13 protein-coding genes are annotated in these 18,036 nt (G+C 71.2%); 7 read left to right on the top strand and 6 right to left on the bottom strand.

All coding sequences use genetic code 11. The annotated features are described in order from the left end of the window. Positions 1-71 precede the first annotated feature (71 nt). A complete protein-coding gene (locus EAO72_RS20775; protein WP_148018829.1) occupies positions 72-1,433 on the bottom strand; it encodes a tetratricopeptide repeat protein in 1,362 nt (453 codons plus the stop codon). 241 nt (positions 1,434-1,674) lie between these two features. Here EAO72_RS20775 and EAO72_RS20770 point away from each other — a divergent pair, with 241 nt between their 5' ends. Together EAO72_RS20770 and EAO72_RS20765 are read left to right on the top strand one after the other, a co-directional pair. After that, on the top strand, positions 1,675-2,154 hold the full coding sequence (locus tag EAO72_RS20770; protein ID WP_148018828.1) for a hypothetical protein: 480 nt from the start codon (positions 1,675-1,677) through the stop codon (positions 2,152-2,154). A 91-nt stretch (positions 2,155-2,245) separates the two neighbouring features. Then, entirely contained in the window at positions 2,246-3,172 is a 927-nt protein-coding gene (locus EAO72_RS20765) for a spermidine synthase (RefSeq protein WP_187285156.1), read from the top strand. Positions 3,173-3,209: 37 nt separating this feature from the next. Here the strand turns inward: EAO72_RS20765 and EAO72_RS20760 are convergent, their stop codons facing one another. Next, positions 3,210-3,755, bottom strand: coding sequence for an RAD23 family protein (locus EAO72_RS20760; RefSeq protein WP_148018827.1), 546 nt, complete (start codon positions 3,753-3,755; stop codon positions 3,210-3,212). An 89-nt stretch (positions 3,756-3,844) separates the two neighbouring features. Between EAO72_RS20760 and EAO72_RS20755 the strand changes: the two genes are divergently transcribed. The 3 genes from EAO72_RS20755 (at position 3,845) to EAO72_RS20745 (ending at position 7,596) form a co-directional block, all read left to right on the top strand. Beyond that, on the top strand, positions 3,845-4,555 hold the full coding sequence (locus EAO72_RS20755; protein WP_148018826.1) for a response regulator transcription factor: 711 nt from the start codon (positions 3,845-3,847) through the stop codon (positions 4,553-4,555). Then, the gene (locus EAO72_RS20750; RefSeq protein ID WP_148018825.1) at positions 4,552-5,988 is read left to right on the top strand and encodes a sensor histidine kinase; all 1,437 of its coding nucleotides are present in this window, start codon (positions 4,552-4,554) and stop codon (positions 5,986-5,988) included. Before EAO72_RS20755 ends, EAO72_RS20750 begins: the two co-directional genes overlap by 4 nt. Before the next feature lie 129 nt (positions 5,989-6,117). After that, a complete protein-coding gene (locus tag EAO72_RS20745; RefSeq protein ID WP_148018824.1) occupies positions 6,118-7,596 on the top strand; it encodes a glycoside hydrolase family 18 protein in 1,479 nt (492 codons plus the stop codon). A gap of 404 nt (positions 7,597-8,000) precedes the next feature. Here the strand turns inward: EAO72_RS20745 and EAO72_RS20740 are convergent, their stop codons facing one another. Continuing rightward, positions 8,001-9,743: a 2-isopropylmalate synthase gene (locus EAO72_RS20740; RefSeq protein ID WP_261991789.1), complete on the bottom strand. Its 1,743-nt coding sequence runs from the start codon at positions 9,741-9,743 to the stop codon at positions 8,001-8,003. A 211-nt stretch (positions 9,744-9,954) separates the two neighbouring features. Here EAO72_RS20740 and EAO72_RS20735 point away from each other — a divergent pair, with 211 nt between their 5' ends. Beyond that, complete coding sequence (locus EAO72_RS20735; protein ID WP_410090486.1) at positions 9,955-10,659, top strand: FadR/GntR family transcriptional regulator; 705 nt, start codon at positions 9,955-9,957, stop codon at positions 10,657-10,659. A 57-nt stretch (positions 10,660-10,716) separates the two neighbouring features. On the opposite strand, the gene EAO72_RS20730 is transcribed toward EAO72_RS20735, so the two are convergent. Genes EAO72_RS20730 through aspT (EAO72_RS20720) form a run of 3 tightly spaced genes read right to left on the bottom strand, consistent with a single transcriptional unit; the run spans position 10,717 to position 15,777 of the window. Then, positions 10,717-12,378: a bifunctional aspartate transaminase/aspartate 4-decarboxylase gene (locus EAO72_RS20730; RefSeq protein WP_148018822.1), complete on the bottom strand. Its 1,662-nt coding sequence runs from the start codon at positions 12,376-12,378 to the stop codon at positions 10,717-10,719. 18 nt (positions 12,379-12,396) lie between these two features. Next, positions 12,397-14,100, bottom strand: coding sequence for an aspartate-alanine antiporter (gene aspT, locus EAO72_RS20725; protein ID WP_148018821.1), 1,704 nt, complete (start codon positions 14,098-14,100; stop codon positions 12,397-12,399). After that, a complete protein-coding gene (gene aspT, locus EAO72_RS20720) occupies positions 14,101-15,777 on the bottom strand; it encodes an aspartate-alanine antiporter (protein WP_148018820.1) in 1,677 nt (558 codons plus the stop codon). A gap of 678 nt (positions 15,778-16,455) precedes the next feature. Here aspT (EAO72_RS20720) and EAO72_RS20715 point away from each other — a divergent pair. Beyond that, entirely contained in the window at positions 16,456-17,784 is a 1,329-nt protein-coding gene (locus tag EAO72_RS20715) for an ABC transporter substrate-binding protein (protein WP_148018819.1), read from the top strand. Positions 17,785-18,036 lie beyond the last annotated feature (252 nt).

The following is an 18,036-nucleotide window of genomic DNA, read 5'->3' as shown; positions in this document are numbered from 1 at the left end:
CCCGGTCCGCGGGGTTGTCCTCAAGCGCCGGGCCGGCTCGATTGCGCGGGCGGATCCGGCGGGGCGCCGACCTACGCGCCCGCGGACATCGCATGGCGGTCCAGGAAGTCCTTGACATCCACCGAGCCCCGGCCCCGGGGGCGCAGGACCGTCGCCGCGTCCGCCAGCATCGAGCGGATCCGGGAGGACTGGACCTGGTCCAGCAGGTCCAGCACCCGGTGACCCGTCGCCGCCGCCTCCTCCGTGAGGCCCGCCCGCGCGAGGTCCCAGGTCAGCTCGGCGCGGTACAGCGCCAGGTTCCGCGTGAAGTGCGGATCCTGAAGCCGCGTCGCCCGCCGTGCGTGGCGCGCGGCCCTCGACCAGTCGCCCAGCGCCGACCAGCACTGCGCCTCCAGCATCTCCAGCTCCGCCTCCCGGAAGAAGGTCATCCACTCCGGGTCCGCCGCGGACGGCCCCTTCCCGAACGCCGTGTGCGCCCGGCCCAGGGCCCGTTCGCAGCCGGTACGGTCCCCGAGCCCGGCCCGGCCCCCCGCCTCCCGCAGCGCGAGCAGCGCCAGCAGGCGCGGCGAGCCGAGTGGCTGCGCGGCCCGCTGCCCCGCCTCCGCCGCGCGCACGGACTCGCGCGGCCGGCCCGTATCGCGTGCCAGGAACGACGCGTTGCAGAACGCGTGCGCCTCCAGCGCCGGATCCCCGGCCAGCCGTGCGGTGGCCAGCGCCTCCGCGTAGTGCGAGCGGGCGTCGTCGAACCGGCCCGAGTCATGGGCCAGCCAGCCCACCGAGATGGCCAGCTCACCGGCGCCCGCGTGCAGCCGGTCCGCGGTGGAGCGGCGGGTCGCGGTGCCGGAGTCGAGCAGCGCGTACGCCGCCCGCAGGGGCTGCGCGGCCCGCCGGTAGAGGCCGTCACCGCCGTGCCGGTCGTCGAGCAGGCGGATCTGCCGGACCGCCTMCTCGACGGCACCCACCTCCGCCTCGCCGACCCGGCGCTGTGCGGGCACGGCGGCAGCGGCCGCGCCGCCGAGACCCAGGCCCAGGGAGGCGGCCGCCACCGCGGTGGTGCCGCTCGTCATGAATGCGCGACGCAGCACGTCGCTCTCCTCATCGGTCTCGCTGCCGAGCACGAGCAGCGGGGAAGTCGGGGGGTGCGGGGCGTCCGCGACGGCCCGCGCCCCCCGGCCGCGTACCGACTCGCGCGGTGAGAAGCCCAGGTCCGCCAGGGTCGCCCCGGGGAACATGTGCAGGAAGACCCGCTCGTACGCGTAGTTGGGGCAGCGGATCTCGCCGGACTCCACGCGTCCGATGTACCGGGCGTCGCACGCGACCTGCTCACCGATCTCGCGAGCGGACCTGCGTACCGCGGCAGCGAACTCCCCGGCGGAGCGCTGTCCGCGCAGCCGCCGGAAGGCGGTGTTGGGAACTGCCCGTGTCGACACCATGGCGGGGCCCTCTCTGGTGCAAGCCGGGCGCCTGTTTCCGGTGTCCCGGCGGAGCAAGAACGTACCTGCTGTGACGGGACGCACACGCTGCGTTTGCCAACAAACCGGATATCTCGCCCACGATCCGCCATGAACTGCCACCCTTTGGCGCGGTGCTGCACCGTAGCCCTTGACGCGGTCGGCGCGTTGGTCCATGAGGAGACGGAGTCCGGCTCCGCCCGGCGATGAGAGGAGAGGTCCCTTGTTGCACCTCGGTACGGCGACCGGGTCGCGAACGACCGCGACGAGCGCGACGACGGTGGCCACCACGGCGACGACCGACACCACGGCACCTGCCGAGGAGCCCGTAGCCCCCGGCACGCCCCCGGCCCCCGAACCCTGCGACCTCGTGACGGTCCCCGCCCGCCAGGGCCTGGAGGCCGTCGACATCCTGCGGCGCGGCGCCGACCAGGAGGCCGTCGGGCCGGTGCTCCACGACGGTGCGTGCGCCACGCTCGGCTTCCTGGTGCCCCCCGGAACCGCGGCGGCCTGGGACGTACCGGGCAGTGCCTGTACGCAGACCGACGGCCGCGGGCTGCGCATCCCCGCCGAGCCGCCGGCCCCGGGCAGCGGCTGGCTGCTGCCGCCCGCCGACGACACCCCGGTCACCGACCCGGCCGTGCTGCGGGCCGCGCTCGATCAGGCGGCCCGCCTGATCGAAGCGGCCGACAACTGCCGCTGAGCTCATAATGGCCGGACGACGGGTGCCTTGATCAGCCCGTCACGGCCGGTCCCCGACCGGCCCCGGACGTGATGAGCAGGGACGAGGGGCAGTGGCACGTCGAGGAGCGGCCGGCGGCGCGGGCGACCGCAAGCAGCGCGCGGACCGCAGGACCGACCGCAAGGCGGCGCGCGGCTCCGGGCGCCCCGAGGGCAACGTCACCGAACCCGTGGACGGCGGCCTCGCCGAGCTCGTCCCCGACCGGGAACGCCGGCGTGCCTGGACCCTGACGATCGACGGAGCCCCGCAGTCCCATGTGGACCTCGACGACCCGACGCACCTGTCCTTCGAGTACCAGCGCCGCATCGGCCACATCATCGACCTGGCCGCCCCGCCCGGGCAGTCGCTGCACGTCGTGCACCTCGGCGGCGGCGCCTTCACCCTCGCCCGCTACGTCGCCGCGACCCGCCCCCGCTCCACCCAGCAGATCGTCGAGGTGGACGCCGCCCTCGTCCAGCTGGTGCGCCGGGAGCTGCCGCTGGACCCGCAGGCCAGGATCCGGGTCCGCGCCACCGACGCCCGCGCCGGGCTCGGGAAGATCCAGGACGGCTGGGCCGACCTCGTCATCGCCGACGTCTTCAGCGGGGCCCGTACGCCCGCCCATCTCACGAGCACCGAGTTCCTGGCCGAGGTGCGCCGCGTCCTGAAGCCCGGCGGGACGTATGCGGCCAACCTCGCCGACGGGCCACCGCTGGCCCATCTCCGCGGCCAGATCGCCACCGCCGCGACCGTCTTCCCGGAGCTGGCGCTCGCCGCCGACCCGACCGTCTTCCGCGGCCGGCGCTTCGGCAACGCGGTGCTGCTCGCCTCGGACGTGGCGCCGGAGGCCGCGGAGCTGACCCGCAGGGTGGCGACCGATCCGCATCCGGGCCGGGTCGAACACGGGCGGGCGCTCGCCGACTTCACCGGCGGAGCGGCCGCCGTGCACGACGCGGACGCCCGGCCCTCACCCGCCCCGCCGCCGTCCGCCTTCGACTAAACCGTGCGGCGACTCACGCGGAAGGCCCGGCGAGGCGTCACGACTTCACGATCTCGACCTGCGGCGGATGATCGTTCCAGGTGCAGAACACCGACACCGTCGTCCCGTCGTCCCGGGTGAAGTTCACCCGGATCCAGGTCGTGTTCGTCCACACCTGCACCGACCAGCCCTGCTCCGGAGTCGCCGAGACCAGTTCCGCCGCGTCCGTACCGAGCTCGAAGACGATCAGCCCGCCGTCCGTCCGGTAACTCCTCGCCGTGCCCGAGGCCGTGGCCGTCGGACGCGGCGTCGCGGCCGGGGTGTGCGACGGCCTCCCGGACGCCGTCGCGGACGGCTTGGGGGCGGCCGTGGCCCGGCGGGTGGCGGACGGGCTCCTGGTCGGGGACGGCGCCGGGCGGTGCGTGGACGACGACAGGTTCTCGGTGCTGTTGCGGTCGCTCCGGGCACCCGCCTCGATCGGCACCGCGCGCGGCGGGTCGTACGCCGTGCCCGCCATCACGGTGTGCACACCCCACCACGACAGCGTGACCGCGGCGCCGGTGGCGAGCGACCACGCGAGCGCGTGTACGAGACCTCGTTGCATCCGGCACATCCTGCACCACGGGCCCGGCCCTGTCCCCACTACCGCCACCGAGCGGACCGCACCGGGCCCGATGGCGTACGGTGCCGCCCATGCCAAGTGTGCTCGTGGTCGAGGACGACCAGTTCGTACGTTCCGCCCTCATCCGGCACCTGACCGAGGCCTCCCACACGGTGCGCAGCGTCGGTACCGCACTCGAAGCGCTGCGCGAGGTCGCCCACTTCCGGTTCGACGTGGTCATCCTCGACCTCGGGCTGCCCGATCTCGACGGCGCCGAGGCGCTCAAGATGCTGCGCGGCATCACCGACGTGCCGGTCATCATCGCGACCGCGCGCGACGACGAGAGCGAGATCGTCCGGCTGCTCAACGACGGTGCCGACGACTACCTGACCAAGCCGTTCTCCGTGGAGCACCTCTCGGCCCGGATGGCCGCCGTCCTGCGCCGCTCGCGGGCCGCGGGCGGCGAGGCCCCGCCGCCGCGCGTCATCCAGGTCGGCGGGCTCTCCATCGACCCGCTGCGACGCCAGGCCCACCTCGACGGCACGGAACTCGACCTCACCCGGCGCGAGTTCGACCTGCTGACCTTCCTGGCCGGCCGGCCGGGCGTCGTCGTCCCGCGCAGGGAACTCCTCGCGGAGGTCTGGCAGCAGTCCTACGGGGACGACCAGACCATCGACGTCCACCTGTCCTGGCTGCGCCGGAAGCTGGGCGAGACCGCCGCCCGGCCCCGCTATCTGCACACCCTGCGGGGCGTCGGCGTGAAGCTCCAGCCGCCCGCCGCACCCCCGGAGCAGCCCGCATGAGATGGGCTCTGGTCAAGGTCTGCCTGGCCGTCACCGTGATGGTCGTCGTTGCCTTCGCCGTACCGCTCGGCCTCGTCGTCAAGGAAATGGCGCGCGACCGCGCGTTCACCGACGCCGAACGGCAGGCCGCGACGATCGGCCCCTCGCTCTCCATCACCACCGACCGTGCCCAGCTGCAAAGGGCCGTGCTCACCACCGAACCCGGGGCCGCGGACAGGATGGCCGTCCATATCCCGGCGTCCGACGAAGCGGGCAGCGTGGCGGTGGAGATCGGCACCCGGCGCGCGACCCGCGCGGACCTGGAGACGGTACGGGAGTCGGGGCGCGCCTCCATCACCGAGGTACGGGGCGGCTCCGCGCTGCTCCAGCCGACCGCGCTCGGTTCCGGGGGCATCGCCGTCGTCGAGGTGTTCGTACCCGAGGACGAGGTCTCCAACGGGGTCGCCACCGCCTGGCTGATGCTGGCCGGCGTCGGCATCGCGCTGATCGTCGGCTCGGTCGCGGTGGCCGACCGGCTGGGCGTACGCATGGTGGAACCGGCCCGCCGCCTGGCGGGCGCCGCACAGGACCTGGGGGAGGGGCGGCTCGGCACCCGGGTGCCGGAGGAAGGGCCCACCGAACTGCGGTCCGCCGCGACCGCGTTCAACTCCATGGCCGACCAGGTCATCCAACTCCTCGCCAACGAGCGTGAACTGGCCGCCGACCTCTCGCACCGGCTGCGCACCCCGCTCACCGTGCTCCGGCTCAACGCCGCCTCGCTCGGCGAGGGACCGGCGGCCGAGCAGACCAGGGCGGCCGTCCAGCAGCTGGAACGCGAGGTCGACACGATCATCAGGACCGCCCGGGAACAGCGCCCCCAGACCCAGGGGCAGAACGGCGGTCCCGGGGCCGGCTGCGACGCCTCCGAGGTGATCCGCGAACGGATGGACTTCTGGTCCGCGCTCGCGGAGGACGAGGGCCGGGAGGTGCGCCTCGCGGGGGTCGACCGTACGGTACGCATCCCGGTCGCCAGGCCCGAACTGGTGGCCGCACTCGACGCGTTGCTCGGCAACGTCTTCCGGCACACCGCGGAGGGCACCGCCTTCGCCGTCGATGTCCACCACAGCGGCGACGCGGTGATCGTGCTCGTCTCGGACGCCGGCGGCGGCATAGCGGACCCGAAGGCCGCACTGGCACGCGGCGGCAGCGGGCGCGGCGGGGCACGGGGAGCCGTGGGCTCGACCGGACTGGGCCTCGACATCGTCCGCCGGGTCGCCGAGTCCACCGGCGGTGACGTGCGGATCGGGCGCTCGGTGCTCGGCGGCACGGAGGTGCGCATCTGGATCGGGCTCGACGGGCAGCGGCCGCAGCGGCGCGGGCGCGGCCACCGGGTGGGACGGCCGCGACGCAGCGGGAAGCCCCGGTTCCGCTCCGGCGCGGGCCCGAACCTTTAGTGCGGCCGATGCGCTCCTTAAGCCAACCCTAAGAACATCAACCCCGGTCCGGATCATGCCATTTGCCGGATTCGGTGCGGCTAGCGTGCTCTCGCATCCCCCACTTCCGTACGACGAGGCAGGCACGCGATGGGCACCAGCACGCACCGGCGCAAGGCGAGCACCAGGACCAAGGCGATCGGCGCGGTCGTCGCCGCGGCCGTGATCGGCGGCACGGTCTTCGCCCTCACCGGCACCGCCCAGGCGTCGGCGGTCGGCGCCGCGTACACGAGGACCAGCGGCTGGACCGGCGGATACACCGGGCAGTACGTGGTCACCAACGACACCGACCGGGCCAAGTCCGGCTGGACGCTCGAATTCGACCTGCCGGCGGGCACGAGGATCAGCTCGCTGTGGAACGGCGAGCACACCGTCAGCGGCAGCCACGTCACCGTCAGGCCGGCGAGCTGGGACAAGGAGCTCGCCGCCGGCAAGTCCGTCACCGTCGGCTTCGTCACCAGCTCCGACGGCACGGCCGCCGACCCCACCGGCTGCGTCATCGACGGTGCGGCGTGCTCCGTCGACACCGGCGCGACACCGGAACCCAGCGGCCGCCCCACCGAGACCGCGACCCCCACGCCGACCGCCACGGCCACTCCCACACAGCAGCCCACCGAGACGGCCACGCCGACGCCGAAGCCCACCGGGACCGACAGCGGCGGCAGCACGGCGAGTGGCGCGGGCTTCGCCCCGTACGTCGACACCTCGCTCTACCCGGCGTTCGACCTGACCGGCACCGCCACCAAGACCGGGGTCAAGCAGTACACCCTCGCCTTCATCACCTCCGGCGGCAGCTGCGCCCCGCTCTGGGGCGGTGTCACCGGGCTCGGCGACGACCACGTCGCCTCCCAGATCGGCGCCCTGCGGGCGGCCGGCGGCGACGTCCGGGTCTCCTTCGGCGGCGCCTCCGGCTCCGAACTGGCGCTGAACTGCGTCTCGGCCGCCGACCTGGCGACGGCGTACGGCAAGGTCGTCGACGCGTACAAGCTGACCAAGGTCGACTTCGACATCGAGGGCGGGGCGCTGCCCGACACGGCCGCCAACTCCCGGCGCTCCCAGGCCATCGCCCAGCTCCAGAAGTCCCACCCCGGCCTGGACGTCTCCTTCACCCTGCCCGTGATGCCCGAGGGGCTGACCCAGCCCGGCGTGGACCTGATCGCCGACGCGAAGAAGAACGGCGTGGACGTCGGGGCGGTCAACGTCATGGCGATGGACTACGGCGCCTCGTACAGCGGCGACATGGGCACGTACGCCATCCAGGCGGCGACGGCCACCCAGGCCCAGATCAAGGGTGTGCTGGGCCTCTCCGACGCGGACGCGTGGAAGACCGTCGCCGTCACGCCGATGATCGGCGTGAACGACGTGGCCACGGAGATCTTCACGGTGGAGGACGCCACCCAGCTGGTGACGTTCGCCAAGGAGAAGGGCCTCGCCTGGCTCGCGATGTGGTCGGGCACGCGGGACAAGGAGTGCGTGGGCGGGCCGAAGCCGTCCGCGGACGCCTCGTGCAGTTCCATCGCGCAGGAGCCGCTCGCCTTCACGAAGGCGTTCGGCGCGTACAAGGGGTAACCCAGCAGCCATTTTCCCCCGCCCGTGCATCCCGTCCGGCGGTCGAGGACGCCTTCAAGCCCGTCCGGGCGGAAAACCAAGCCCGTCCGGCGACTGAGGACATCTTTCGAGCCCGTCCGGCGTTTGAGGACACCCCCGGACGGGCCGCACGGGCAAAGGGGCGTACGCGCAGTGCCGGTCCGGCGAGCGGGTGTGCTGGGGCGCGGGCCAGGACGTGTCGGGCGTGGCCGCGTCGGTGGCGGCGGTGCTGTCTGCGGTGAACCGGGTGCGCGCCCCTTTGCCCGTGCGGCCCGTCCGGGGGTGTCCTCAAACGCCGGACGGGCTCGAAAGATGTCCTCAGTCGCCGGACGGGCTTGGTTTTCCGCCCGGACGGGCTTGAAGGCGTCCTCGACCGCCGGACGGGCTCACAGGGCGCGCGCCCGGTTCACCGCAGACAGCACCGCCGCCACCGACGCGGCCACGCCCGACACGTCCTGGCCCGCGCCCCAGCACACCCGCTCGCCGGACCGGCACTGCGCGTACGCCGTGACGAGGCCCCCGGCGGCCGCGTGCTCCGCGAAGTCGAGGACCGTGACCTGCACCCCGGCACCCTCCAGCGCCTCCGTGAACGCGGACACCGCGCCGCTTCCCCCGCCCTCGTAATCGCCCTCGCGCCCGTTCACCCGCAACGTGCAGACGAAACGGTGCTCGCCGGCCGGGCCGCGGTCCGTCGTCCAGGAGGTCAGGGCGACCGAGCCGTCCCGGCCGGGTACCAGATACGTCGCGTCGAACAGCTCCCACAGGTCCTTCGGGGTGGCCTCCAGACCGCTGTCGTCGGTCGCGTCCTGCACCGTACGGGAGAAGTCCGCCCGCATCCGGGCGGGCAGGTCCACCTCGTGGTTGCTCCGCAGCAGGTGGGCGATGCCGCCCTTGCCGGACTGGCTGTTGACCCGGATGACCGCCTCGTACGTCCGCCCCACGTCTGCCGGATCGATCGGCAGGTACGGCACCGACCACAGCTCGGAGCCGCTCTCCGCGTGGTGCGCGAACCCCTTGCTGATCGCGTCCTGGTGGGTGCCCGAGAACGCGGTGTACACCAGATCGCCGCCGTACGGATGGCGCGGCGGAACCGGCAGCCGGTTGCAGTGCTCGACCGTGCGGCGGATCTCGTCGATGTCCGAGAAGTCGATCATCGGGTCGACACCCTGGGCGTGCAGATTGAGGGCGAGGTTGACCAGATCGACGTTGCCGGTGCGCTCCCCGTTGCCGAACAGGCAGCCCTCCACCCGCTGCGCCCCCGCCAGTACGGCGAGCTCCGCGCAGGCCACGCCCGTACCGCGGTCGTTGTGCGGGTGGACGGAGAGGATCACGGAGTCGCGGCGGTCCAGATGGCGGTGCATGTACTCGATCTGGTCCGCGTACACGTTCGGTGTCGCGATCTCCACCGTGGCCGGCAGGTTGTGGATGACCGGCCGGTCCGGTGAGGCGTCCCAGAGCCCGGTGAGGCTGTTGCAGATCTCCAGGACGTAGTCGGGCTCGGTCAGGATGAAGACCTCGGGCGAGAACTCGAACCGGATGTCGGCCCCGGGCCTGGCCCGCGCCAGCCGGTCCATCTGCCGCGCGGCGTCGAGCACCACGCCGTGCACCTCGGCCCGGCTGCGTCCGAGGACGACGTCGCGCCAGACCGGCGCGGTCGGGATGTAGAGGTGGACGACCACCCGGTCCATCCCCGCGACGGACTCGAAGGTCCGCTCGATCAGCTCGGCCTTGGCCGGGGTGAAGACGACCACGGTCACGTCGTCGGGCACGGCCCCGCTCTCCGCCAGATGCCGCACGAAGCCGAAGTCGGTGCGGCTGGCCGACGGGTAGCCGATCTCGATCTCCTTGTAGCCCATCGAGACGAGCAGATCGAACATCCGGCGCTTGCGCGGGGTGTCCATCGGTTCGGCCAGGGCCTGGTTGCCGTCGCGCAGGTCGACGGGGACCCAGAGCGGGGCGCGGTCGATACGGGCCTGCGGCCAGCTCCGGCCGGTCAGCGGGATGTCGACGCGGTCGAACGCCGCCCGGTAGCGGTGCGAGGGCATCGAGCTGGAGCGTTGCGGGTTCCAGTGGGGCGAGGCCTCGGGTACGGGGCCTCGGGGCGTGCAGATCGTGGGGAAGCCGTGCATCGGTGACATGACGTCGGACGGGGACTCGGACGTGAGCTCGGACATGAACGCGGTCTCGTTTCGCATCGCCGGATGCGACCGGCACAGCACGGCACCCCGCGGCGGGGTGCCGATCGCTTCAGGCCCCGCCGCGGCAGCCGAGAAGGAGGAGACCGCGGTACGTCATGATCGGTACACTAGCCCCTCAACAAGTCCTCAGACAACCTGACAGGTGAATCCCGTGTCCTCGCTCGGCCCGCTCCACCCCAGCCCCCTGGTCGAACAGGCCACACGTCATCTGCGCGCGCAGATCACCGAGGGGCACTGGCCGGTCGGCACGAAGATCCCCGGCGAGACCACGCTCGCCAAGACGCTGGGCGTGGGCCGCTCCACCGTGCGCGAGGCGGTACGTACGCTCGCCACGCTCGGACTGCTCCGCTCCCGCCAGGGCGCCGGCGTCTTCGTCATCGCCGACCACGAGGCCCAGGAGTGGCCGGTCAGACTGCGTCGGGCCGCGGTCACCGACGTCTACGAGGTCCGCATGCTCATCGAGGTCCAGGCCGCCCGCCTCGCCGCCCGGCGCCGCACCGACGAGGACCTGACCGCCCTGGACGCGGCGCTCGCGGCCAGGCGGGAGGCGGGCGCCGGGCCGGACGACGCCGCGTTCGTGGACGCGGACATCGCCCTGCACCGGACGGTCGTGGCGGCCGCCCACAACCCCGTACTCACCGACCTCTTCGCCGAGTTCGCGCCCGTACTGCGGCAGGCCCTGATCGACCTGGTGGACCTGCTCGGGCTGCGCCGCGGCGACCCGCACCACGGTGAGGCACAGCACCGGACGCTCGTCACCGCCGTGGTGGCGGGCGACGCGGAGTCGGCGGGCCGGGCCGCCCAGGCGGAGCTCCAGGACACCCTGGACCGGCTGCGCGCCGCCTGACCGGCCCGAGGACAGGAGGCCTCTCGGGCCGGTCAGGCCCGACCCGGACGAAGGGTCCTACGCCGCCCCGGCCCCCGAGGCCCGCCACTCCTGTGCGTACTCGTCGAAGATCGCCCGCAGTTGATGGCCGATCTTCAGGTAGTCCAGGTCGTCCAGATTGGCCAGGGAGACGCGGACCGACCACTCCGGTCCGTCGAAACCGCCGCCGTTCAGCAGCACCACGGACGTCTGCTCGGCCAGCCGGAACAGCGGGTCGACCGGCTCGTAGTTCTGTTCCAGGTAGTCGGCGAACTCCTTGCCCAGCGTGCGTTCCGCCTCGGCCAGCAGGTCCAGCTCGATGTAGTAGGCGGCCCGCTTGGGATCCTCGGAGATCTTCATGTGCGCGCCCTCCAGCAGGAGTTCCAGGCGCTGGCGCACGATGGAGCGGATCCGCTTCTTGTACTCCTGGCCCTCGTCCAGCATGTCGAAGAGGGAGAAGAGCGTCATCATCACCTGCTGCGGCAGCGACAGGCCCGCCGTGTGGTTGAGCGCCACCTGCCGGGAGTCGGCGACCAGCCGGTCGATGAACCGCATCCTCTCCGGGTGCAGGGACAGCGACCCGTACCGCTTGCCCAGGCGCTCCTTCTCCTCGGCGCCCTGCGCGGCCAGCAGGTCGTCGATCACGTTGTCGTCGTGCAGCCCGATGACGCCGAGCCGCCAGCCGGTGGCGCCGTAGTGCTTGGAGTACGAGTAGACCAGCAGGGAGTTGCGCGGCAGGTCGGCGGCGAGCGAGCGGAAGCCCTCGACAAAGGTCCCGTAGACGTCGTCCGTCACGACGATGAGGTTCGGGTTCTGCTCGGCGACGATGCCCACGATCTGCTCGGCGACCTGCGGAGCGAGCGCCAGGGACGGCGGATTGCTCGGGTTGACGCAGCAGACCATCCGGACCGACGGATCGGCCAGCTTGGCGATCTCCTCCGGCGGGTAGCGCCACTGCCGCACCCCGGTCTCGGTGAACAGGTTCGCCTCGACGCGCACGACGTCGAAGCCGTACGTGTCCAGCTCGGGGATCTCCAGGTACGGGGTGAACACGGGCACCATCAGGGCGATCCGGTCGCCCTTGCGCAGGATCCCGTTCTTCAGCAGCGAGTCGAAGATGTAGCACATCGCGGCGGTGCCGCCCTCGGTCGCGAACAGGCTGAGGTTTTGCCCCTCCGGCGGCCGGTGGTCGAACATCTCGTCCGCCACGTACCCGCGCACGACCTGCTCGACGTGCGACAGGATCCGCCCGGGCACCGGGTAGTTGTCCCCGATCGAGGAGTCCGCCAGCTCGTGGACGAACGCGTCGGGCACGAAACCGAAGCGCTTGACCGCCAGATCGATGCTCGCCTGCAGCAGCTCGATCCCGGGCAGCTCCGGATGCGTACGCACGAAGTGCGCGAAGCGGTCCGCGCAGCCGGCCTCCTCCGGCATCCCGCCGAGGTTGTCGGCCGTCCAGACCCGGCGGGACTCGGCGATCGCGAAGTAGCCGAGCGCGTGGTACGCCTCCCGGGGGCCGGTGGCGACCCAGTTGGGGTTGCCACGGCCCGCGTTCAGCATGGCCCGGATGGTCTTGCCCTTCTGGCCGGGCTTGTCACTCTGCTCGGACTGGGCGATGGTGATGAACTTGTCCTTCAGCTCGAACGGGCTGAGCTGGGCGAACGAGCGGATCTCCGCACGGCTGAGGCTGGCCTTGGGCATGTCTGCGCTCCCGCGGTTTCAGTGGTTGAGGATGACGATGACGGCGCCCCACACGGTCAGCAGCACATTGCCGACGGCGTACGGGATCGTGTAACCGAGCGTGGGGATCTGGGACTTGGACGTCTCGTTGACGGCGCCGATCGCCGCCGTGGTGGTCTGGCCGCCGGCCAGCACTCCCATCAGGATCGGGAACCTGATCTTCTGGATGTAGTGGCCCACCAGGAATCCGACGAGCAGCGGTACGACGGTGGCGACGGCCCCCAGGAGCAGCAGCCCCCAGCCCGCCGACGAAAGACCACTGGTGAAGCTGGGGCCGGCGTTGATGCCGACCACCGCGACGAACATGCACAGGCCCAGGGTGTCCATGAACCACTGGGCGCCCGGCGGTACGTTCCCGTACGTCGGGTACTTGCCCCGGATCCAGCCGAAGACCAGACCCATGATGAGGCCGCCGCCCGACGTGGACAGCGAGATCGGCACCCCGCCCGCCGTCAGCGCCGGAATGCCGATGCAGCCGCCGAGGAAGATGCCGAGGCCGACCCACACCATGTCCGTCGCGAAGCTCGTCGGCACGGGCTTGCCGAGCTCCTTGCCCGCCGGGCCGACCAGCCGCTCCGGACCCGTCAGCACCAGCGTGTCGCCGCGCTCCACCGGGGTGGAGAGCCGGAAGGGGAACTCGGCGCCCGCCCGGTACAGCTTCTCGATGTAGACCCCGGCCATGAACGGCTCCCGGCGCAGCTCCTCGACGGTCCTGCCCAGCCGCGCCTTCTCGGACGCCACCACGTGCAGCGTCTCGGTCCGGTAGCCGAGCAGCGCCACGTCGTCCGCCTCCGGGCCCACATGCGTACGGGCGTCGAAGTCCACCAGGTCGTGCCGCAGCGCGCTGACCGCGATGGTGTCGCCGTCCCGCAGGACGAGGGACTGGGCCTGCGGCAGGATCGTTCCTTCGCGCCGGACCCGCGTGATGTAGACGCGGCGGCCGAGTGCCTGCTGCTGGGCCTCGAAGTCGGCGATGCTGCGGCCGACGAGGTCGTGGCGCTCGACCGTGTAGGCCCGCAGCACGGTCTCGTAGTAGCCCTCGCCCTCGTCGGGGTCCTCGTCCGGGGCGTCCAGCTCCGCGGCCAGGTCCGCGCTCTCCTTCGCCAGGTCCCGGCGGTAGAGCCGGGGCAGCACGTTGGCGAGGAGCATCGCGCAGAGGATGGTGCCGAGCGGGTAGGTGACGGCGTATCCGACCGCGACCAGGTTCTGCTCCGACTTCACCTCGGCGGAGGAGAGCCCGGGCAGGGTGCCGATGGCGTCCTGGGCGACACCGATCGCCGCCGACTGGGTGAGTGCGCCGCTCATGAGCCCGGCGCCGAGGCCGGGACCGTACCCGAGCAGGACGGCGAAGAGCCAGGAGACCAGCAGCCCGGTCACACAGACCACGACCGCGTTGACGACCTGCGGCAGGCCGTCCTTCTTCAGGCCCCGGAAGAACTGCGGGCCGACCCGGTAGCCGAGCGCGAACAGGAACATGATGAAGAAGAGGTTCTTCACCGTGCCGTCGATCTGGATCTTGAACTGTGCCCCCAGGACCAGGCCCGCGACCAGACAGCCGGTCACGGCACCGAGCGCGATCGCCTTGTAGCGGACCTTCCCGATCAGGAATCCCAGCGCGACGACCAGGAAGACCAGTAGTTCGGGATGGGGCGCGAAGATGTTGCGGTTGAGGAAGTCGATCATTCAGGCTCCCAGGACGCCGACGAGGATGGGACCGGTCAGAGGAAGCAGGAAGTTGGAGAGCGCGTACGTGATCGTGTAGCCGAGCAGCGGAACCGAGCTCTGGGCCACCTGGGTGATGGAGGTGATCGCCGGGGTCGAGCACTGCTGGCCCGCGATGGCGCCGATCAGCAGGGGCTTCTCGATCTTCAGGACCGTCAGCCCGACGATCAGTGAGATGGTCGCGGGGATCAGCACCATGGCGATCCCGGCGAACGGCAGGAGCGCGCCGTACTCCTTCAGCAGCGGCCAGGCCTGGGGTCCGGCGGTCAGCCCGGTGCAGGCGATGAAGACGGCCAGACCCAGGTCCTTCAGCGTGTTCGCGGCCTGCGGGGGAAAGGCCCCGAAGGTCTGCTTCCGGGAGCGGAACCAGCCGAAGAGCAGCCCGGAGACCAGACAGCCGCCGCCGGTACCGAGCGACAACGGGATGTCGCCGATCCGGACGACGATCTGGCCGAGCAGCGAACCCGCCACGATGCCGAGGCCCAGGTAGACGAAGTCCGTCGCGTCGTTCTTCACGACGGCGCCGATCTTGGCGACCAGCTTGTTGAGGCCGGCGCGCGCACCCACCAGGGTCAGCACGTCACCCCGTTCCACCTGCGTCTCGGCCGACGCGGGCAGATGCTGGTCGTTGCGCAGCACGTCGGTGATGTACACGCCGTCCTCGCGGAACTCGGGGTGGTCCCGCTCCAGCTCGGCGATGGTCGACCCGGCGGTGGCCTTCTCGGTCACCGCGACCTGACGGGTGGCCAGTGGGGTGTCGAGACCGGGCACGGCCGGGGTCTCCGGGCCGATCGCCCGGCCGGCCGCGATGATCCCGCGCCGCCGGCCCACCAGCTGGACCAGGTCGCTCAGGGTCAGCTCCAGGTCGGGGGAGGGGTCCAGCAGCAGACTGCCGCGCTTGACGCCCTCCACCGTGACGCCGCCGCCGAGCGAGGTCTCCAGCTCCCCGATCCGGCGGCCGTCCGCCACGGTCACCAGGAAGGTGCGGCCGACCGTCCTGGGCAGCGCCTCGCGCTCGTCGGACTCCAGACCCCGGACACCGCCGCGCATCTTCTCCCAGAGCTCGCGCGAGGCGTCCGCCAGGTTGATGCGCAGCAGCATCGGCATGATCTGGCTGGTGTACAGCACGATGGTGACCAGGCCGAAGAGGTAGCAGACGGTGTACGCGGTGGCGACGTGCCCCTGGTACTGGGTGATCTGGGCGGCGGTCAGGTCGTCGAGCTTGCCGATGGCCTCGGTGGCCGTACCGACCACGGCGGACTCGGTGGCCGCGCCCGCCAGGATGCCCGAGGCGGTTCCCACGTCGAGGTCGAACGCCTTGGCCAGGCCGAAGGCGATGCCGAGCACACAGACCAGTTCGATCAGGCACAGGGCGAAGAAGCGCAGGCTCTTGCGGTTGAGGTTGGCGAAGAACTGAGGCCCGGCCAGATAGCCGAGCGAGAAGATGAACAGCGCGAAGAAGACCGTCTTGACGTCCTCGTTCACGCTGACGTGCCGGGTGCCGATCAGCAGCGAGACGATCAGGGTGCCGCAGATGCCGCCGAGCGTGATCGGTCCGACGCGGATCTTGCCCACGAGGTAGCCGAGGGACAGACAGAGGAAGAGAGCAAGTTCGGGATGGTCGCGGACTACTCCCATCGGGCGTCACCCACCCTGGGTGACATAAGTGATCATCAGGCGCATAAGGGTGAAATTAACAGAGTGCGAGATGACCGGCATGTCTGGTTCGCTGGTGTCGCGGGAACCGTAACGGCTCTCCTGGGGGGCGTTGTTCGGTCACCGGCCCGGCTGCTGTTCTCGGCCATCGTTCGGCGCTCGGCTTCGGGGAAAGAACGCGGAGGTGCCTCCGGAAGGCCCCTGGGTGCGGCACCCCGTTCACCTTCCGGCGGGCGCCGCCGAAGGAATCGGGGGTGGGGAGGGGTGTTTCGGGGGTGTGCCGGAAAACTGGTGCGATCAGGTCCGCTTCCCGGTCGCGGCCGCAAGATCCACTCCCAACAGTGCTGTCACCTGCGGGAATTCAGGAATGAACCAATCCGCTTCCCCTGGATGTGCGCTTTGGCAAGCCTTCGGCCGGACACGGTCTCGTGACTTGCAGGACACGCTCGCGCAACGGAAGCGTCTTCAACTCTTGACACCCACCCCTCCCAGGCAGCAACCTTCCGACATCGACGCATGGGAGCGCTCCCACATCGGACGAGGAAATCTCGTGCGAACGGCACTGCCCGTGTCCTCCCCCCTGAACCATCTGGCACCCGCACTCACCAGCGCGTATGCCACGCAGTGAGCCAGTCCCACCCTGGAACAAGGAGTAGTGGAATGCGTATCACCCGCACCGCCGCCGGTCGGAGCCGCAGAGTCGCGGTCCTGGCCACCACGGGCCTGACAGCCACCGCGCTGTTGCTGACCGGCTGCAGCAGCGACTCGGACGATTCGGACAGCGCCGGCGCCGATGCGAACGGGAAGATCACGCTGACCGTCGCCGACTTCGGGCAGTTCGGCTACAAGGAAGCCGGCCTCTTCGAGAAGTACCACGAGCTGCACCCGAACATCACGGTGAAGGAAGACACCACCGCCGATGAGAAGGTCTACTACCCCAAGCTGCTCCAGCAGCTGAACTCGGGCAGCGGTCTGGCCGACGTCCAGGGCCTCGAGGTCGGGCGCATCAAGGAGCTCGTCGACACGAAGGCGGACCAGTTCGCCGACCTGAGCAAGGTCATCGACGTCAACGAGTGGGTGTCCTGGAAGGAGAAGCAGGCCACCACCAAGGACGGCAAGGTGATCGGCGCGGGCACCGACATCGGCCCGATGTCGCTCTGCTACAACACCGAGCTCTTCAAGAAGGCCGGCCTGCCGACCGACCGCAAGGAAGTCGCCGCCAAGATCGCCGGGGGCTGGGAGGACTACCTCAAGCTCGGTGAGGAGTACAAGAAGAAGGCGCCCGAGGGCACGTACTTCATGGACTCCGCCAGCGCCATGTACAACGCCGTCGTCAGCTCGAACGCGAAGCAGTACTACGACGAGAGCGGCGAGGCGATCTACAAGGACAGCCCCAGCGTCAAGCAGGGCTGGGACCTGGCGGCCGAGGCCGCCGACAAGAAGCTGACCCAGGGCCTCGCCCAGTTCAGCGACCCGTGGAAGGCCGCTCTGCGCAAGAGCACCATGGCCACCGTCGCCTGTCCGGCCTGGATGGCCGGTCAGATCTCGGTGAACGCCGGTGACGCCAACAAGGGCAAGTGGGACATCACCACCGCTCCGGGTGCGACCGCTGCCAACTGGGGTGGCTCCTTCCTCGGAGTCCCGAAGGCCGGCAAGCACGTCAAGGAGGCCGGTGAGCTCGTCAAGTGGCTGACCGCCCCCGAGCAGCAGGCCGCCGTCTTCAAGGCGATCGGCAGCTTCCCGTCCAACAAGGGCGCGTACGACCTGCCCGACGTGAAGACCGCCAAGCTCGAGTACTTCAACAACGCGCCGATCGGTGAGCTGTACGCCGACGAGGCCAAGTCCATCCCCGAGACGGTTCTCGGCCCGAAGGACGGCATCATCAAGGACACCATCTCCACCCAGATCAACAACATGGAGCAGCGCGGCACCAAGCCCGACGACGCGTGGAAGGCCGCGACCAACGCGATCGACAAGGCGATCGGCTGACGGTCGTAGCAGCGGGCGGCCCCCGGGCCGCCCGCACCTGCGTGTTCCCGCCCCCTCGCGGGGGGCGGGAAGCCGCTTCGGCCCGCGCGCCGTGGGCTTCCGTGGGTGGCCGGTCACTGACCGGCCGCTCCGTGGAAGCCCACCGCACGCGCCCCGGCCCGTCCGCCCCATCAGAAGCTGTCGTCCGACCACCCGCCCGGCCCCGCACACCGGTGCGGCCGCTCGCCGCGTTGCCGAACTGCCCGCACGGCC

Source organism: Streptomyces sp. OR43, from assembly GCF_008042275.1.
Lineage (GTDB): Bacteria > Actinomycetota > Actinomycetes > Streptomycetales > Streptomycetaceae > Streptomyces.
This window is presented reverse-complemented; position numbering and strand designations above follow the sequence as displayed.

Bases quoted from the DNA above. Each gene is read 5' to 3' on its own strand.
- EAO72_RS20760 (WP_148018827.1), bottom strand. From the start codon at position 3,755: ATGCAACGAGGTCTCGTACACGCGCTCGCGTGGTCGCTCGCCACCGGC.
- EAO72_RS20755 (WP_148018826.1), top strand. From the start codon at position 3,845: ATGCCAAGTGTGCTCGTGGTCGAGGACGACCAGTTCGTACGTTCCGCC.
- EAO72_RS20750 (WP_148018825.1), top strand. From the start codon at position 4,552: ATGAGATGGGCTCTGGTCAAGGTCTGCCTGGCCGTCACCGTGATGGTC.
- EAO72_RS20745 (WP_148018824.1), top strand. From the start codon at position 6,118: ATGGGCACCAGCACGCACCGGCGCAAGGCGAGCACCAGGACCAAGGCG.
- EAO72_RS20740 (WP_261991789.1), bottom strand. From the start codon at position 9,743: ATGCACGGCTTCCCCACGATCTGCACGCCCCGAGGCCCCGTACCCGAG.
- EAO72_RS20730 (WP_148018822.1), bottom strand. From the start codon at position 12,378: ATGCCCAAGGCCAGCCTCAGCCGTGCGGAGATCCGCTCGTTCGCCCAG.
- aspT (WP_148018821.1), bottom strand. From the start codon at position 14,100: ATGATCGACTTCCTCAACCGCAACATCTTCGCGCCCCATCCCGAACTA.
- aspT (WP_148018820.1), bottom strand. From the start codon at position 15,777: ATGGGAGTAGTCCGCGACCATCCCGAACTTGCTCTCTTCCTCTGTCTG.
- EAO72_RS20715 (WP_148018819.1), top strand. From the start codon at position 16,456: ATGCGTATCACCCGCACCGCCGCCGGTCGGAGCCGCAGAGTCGCGGTC.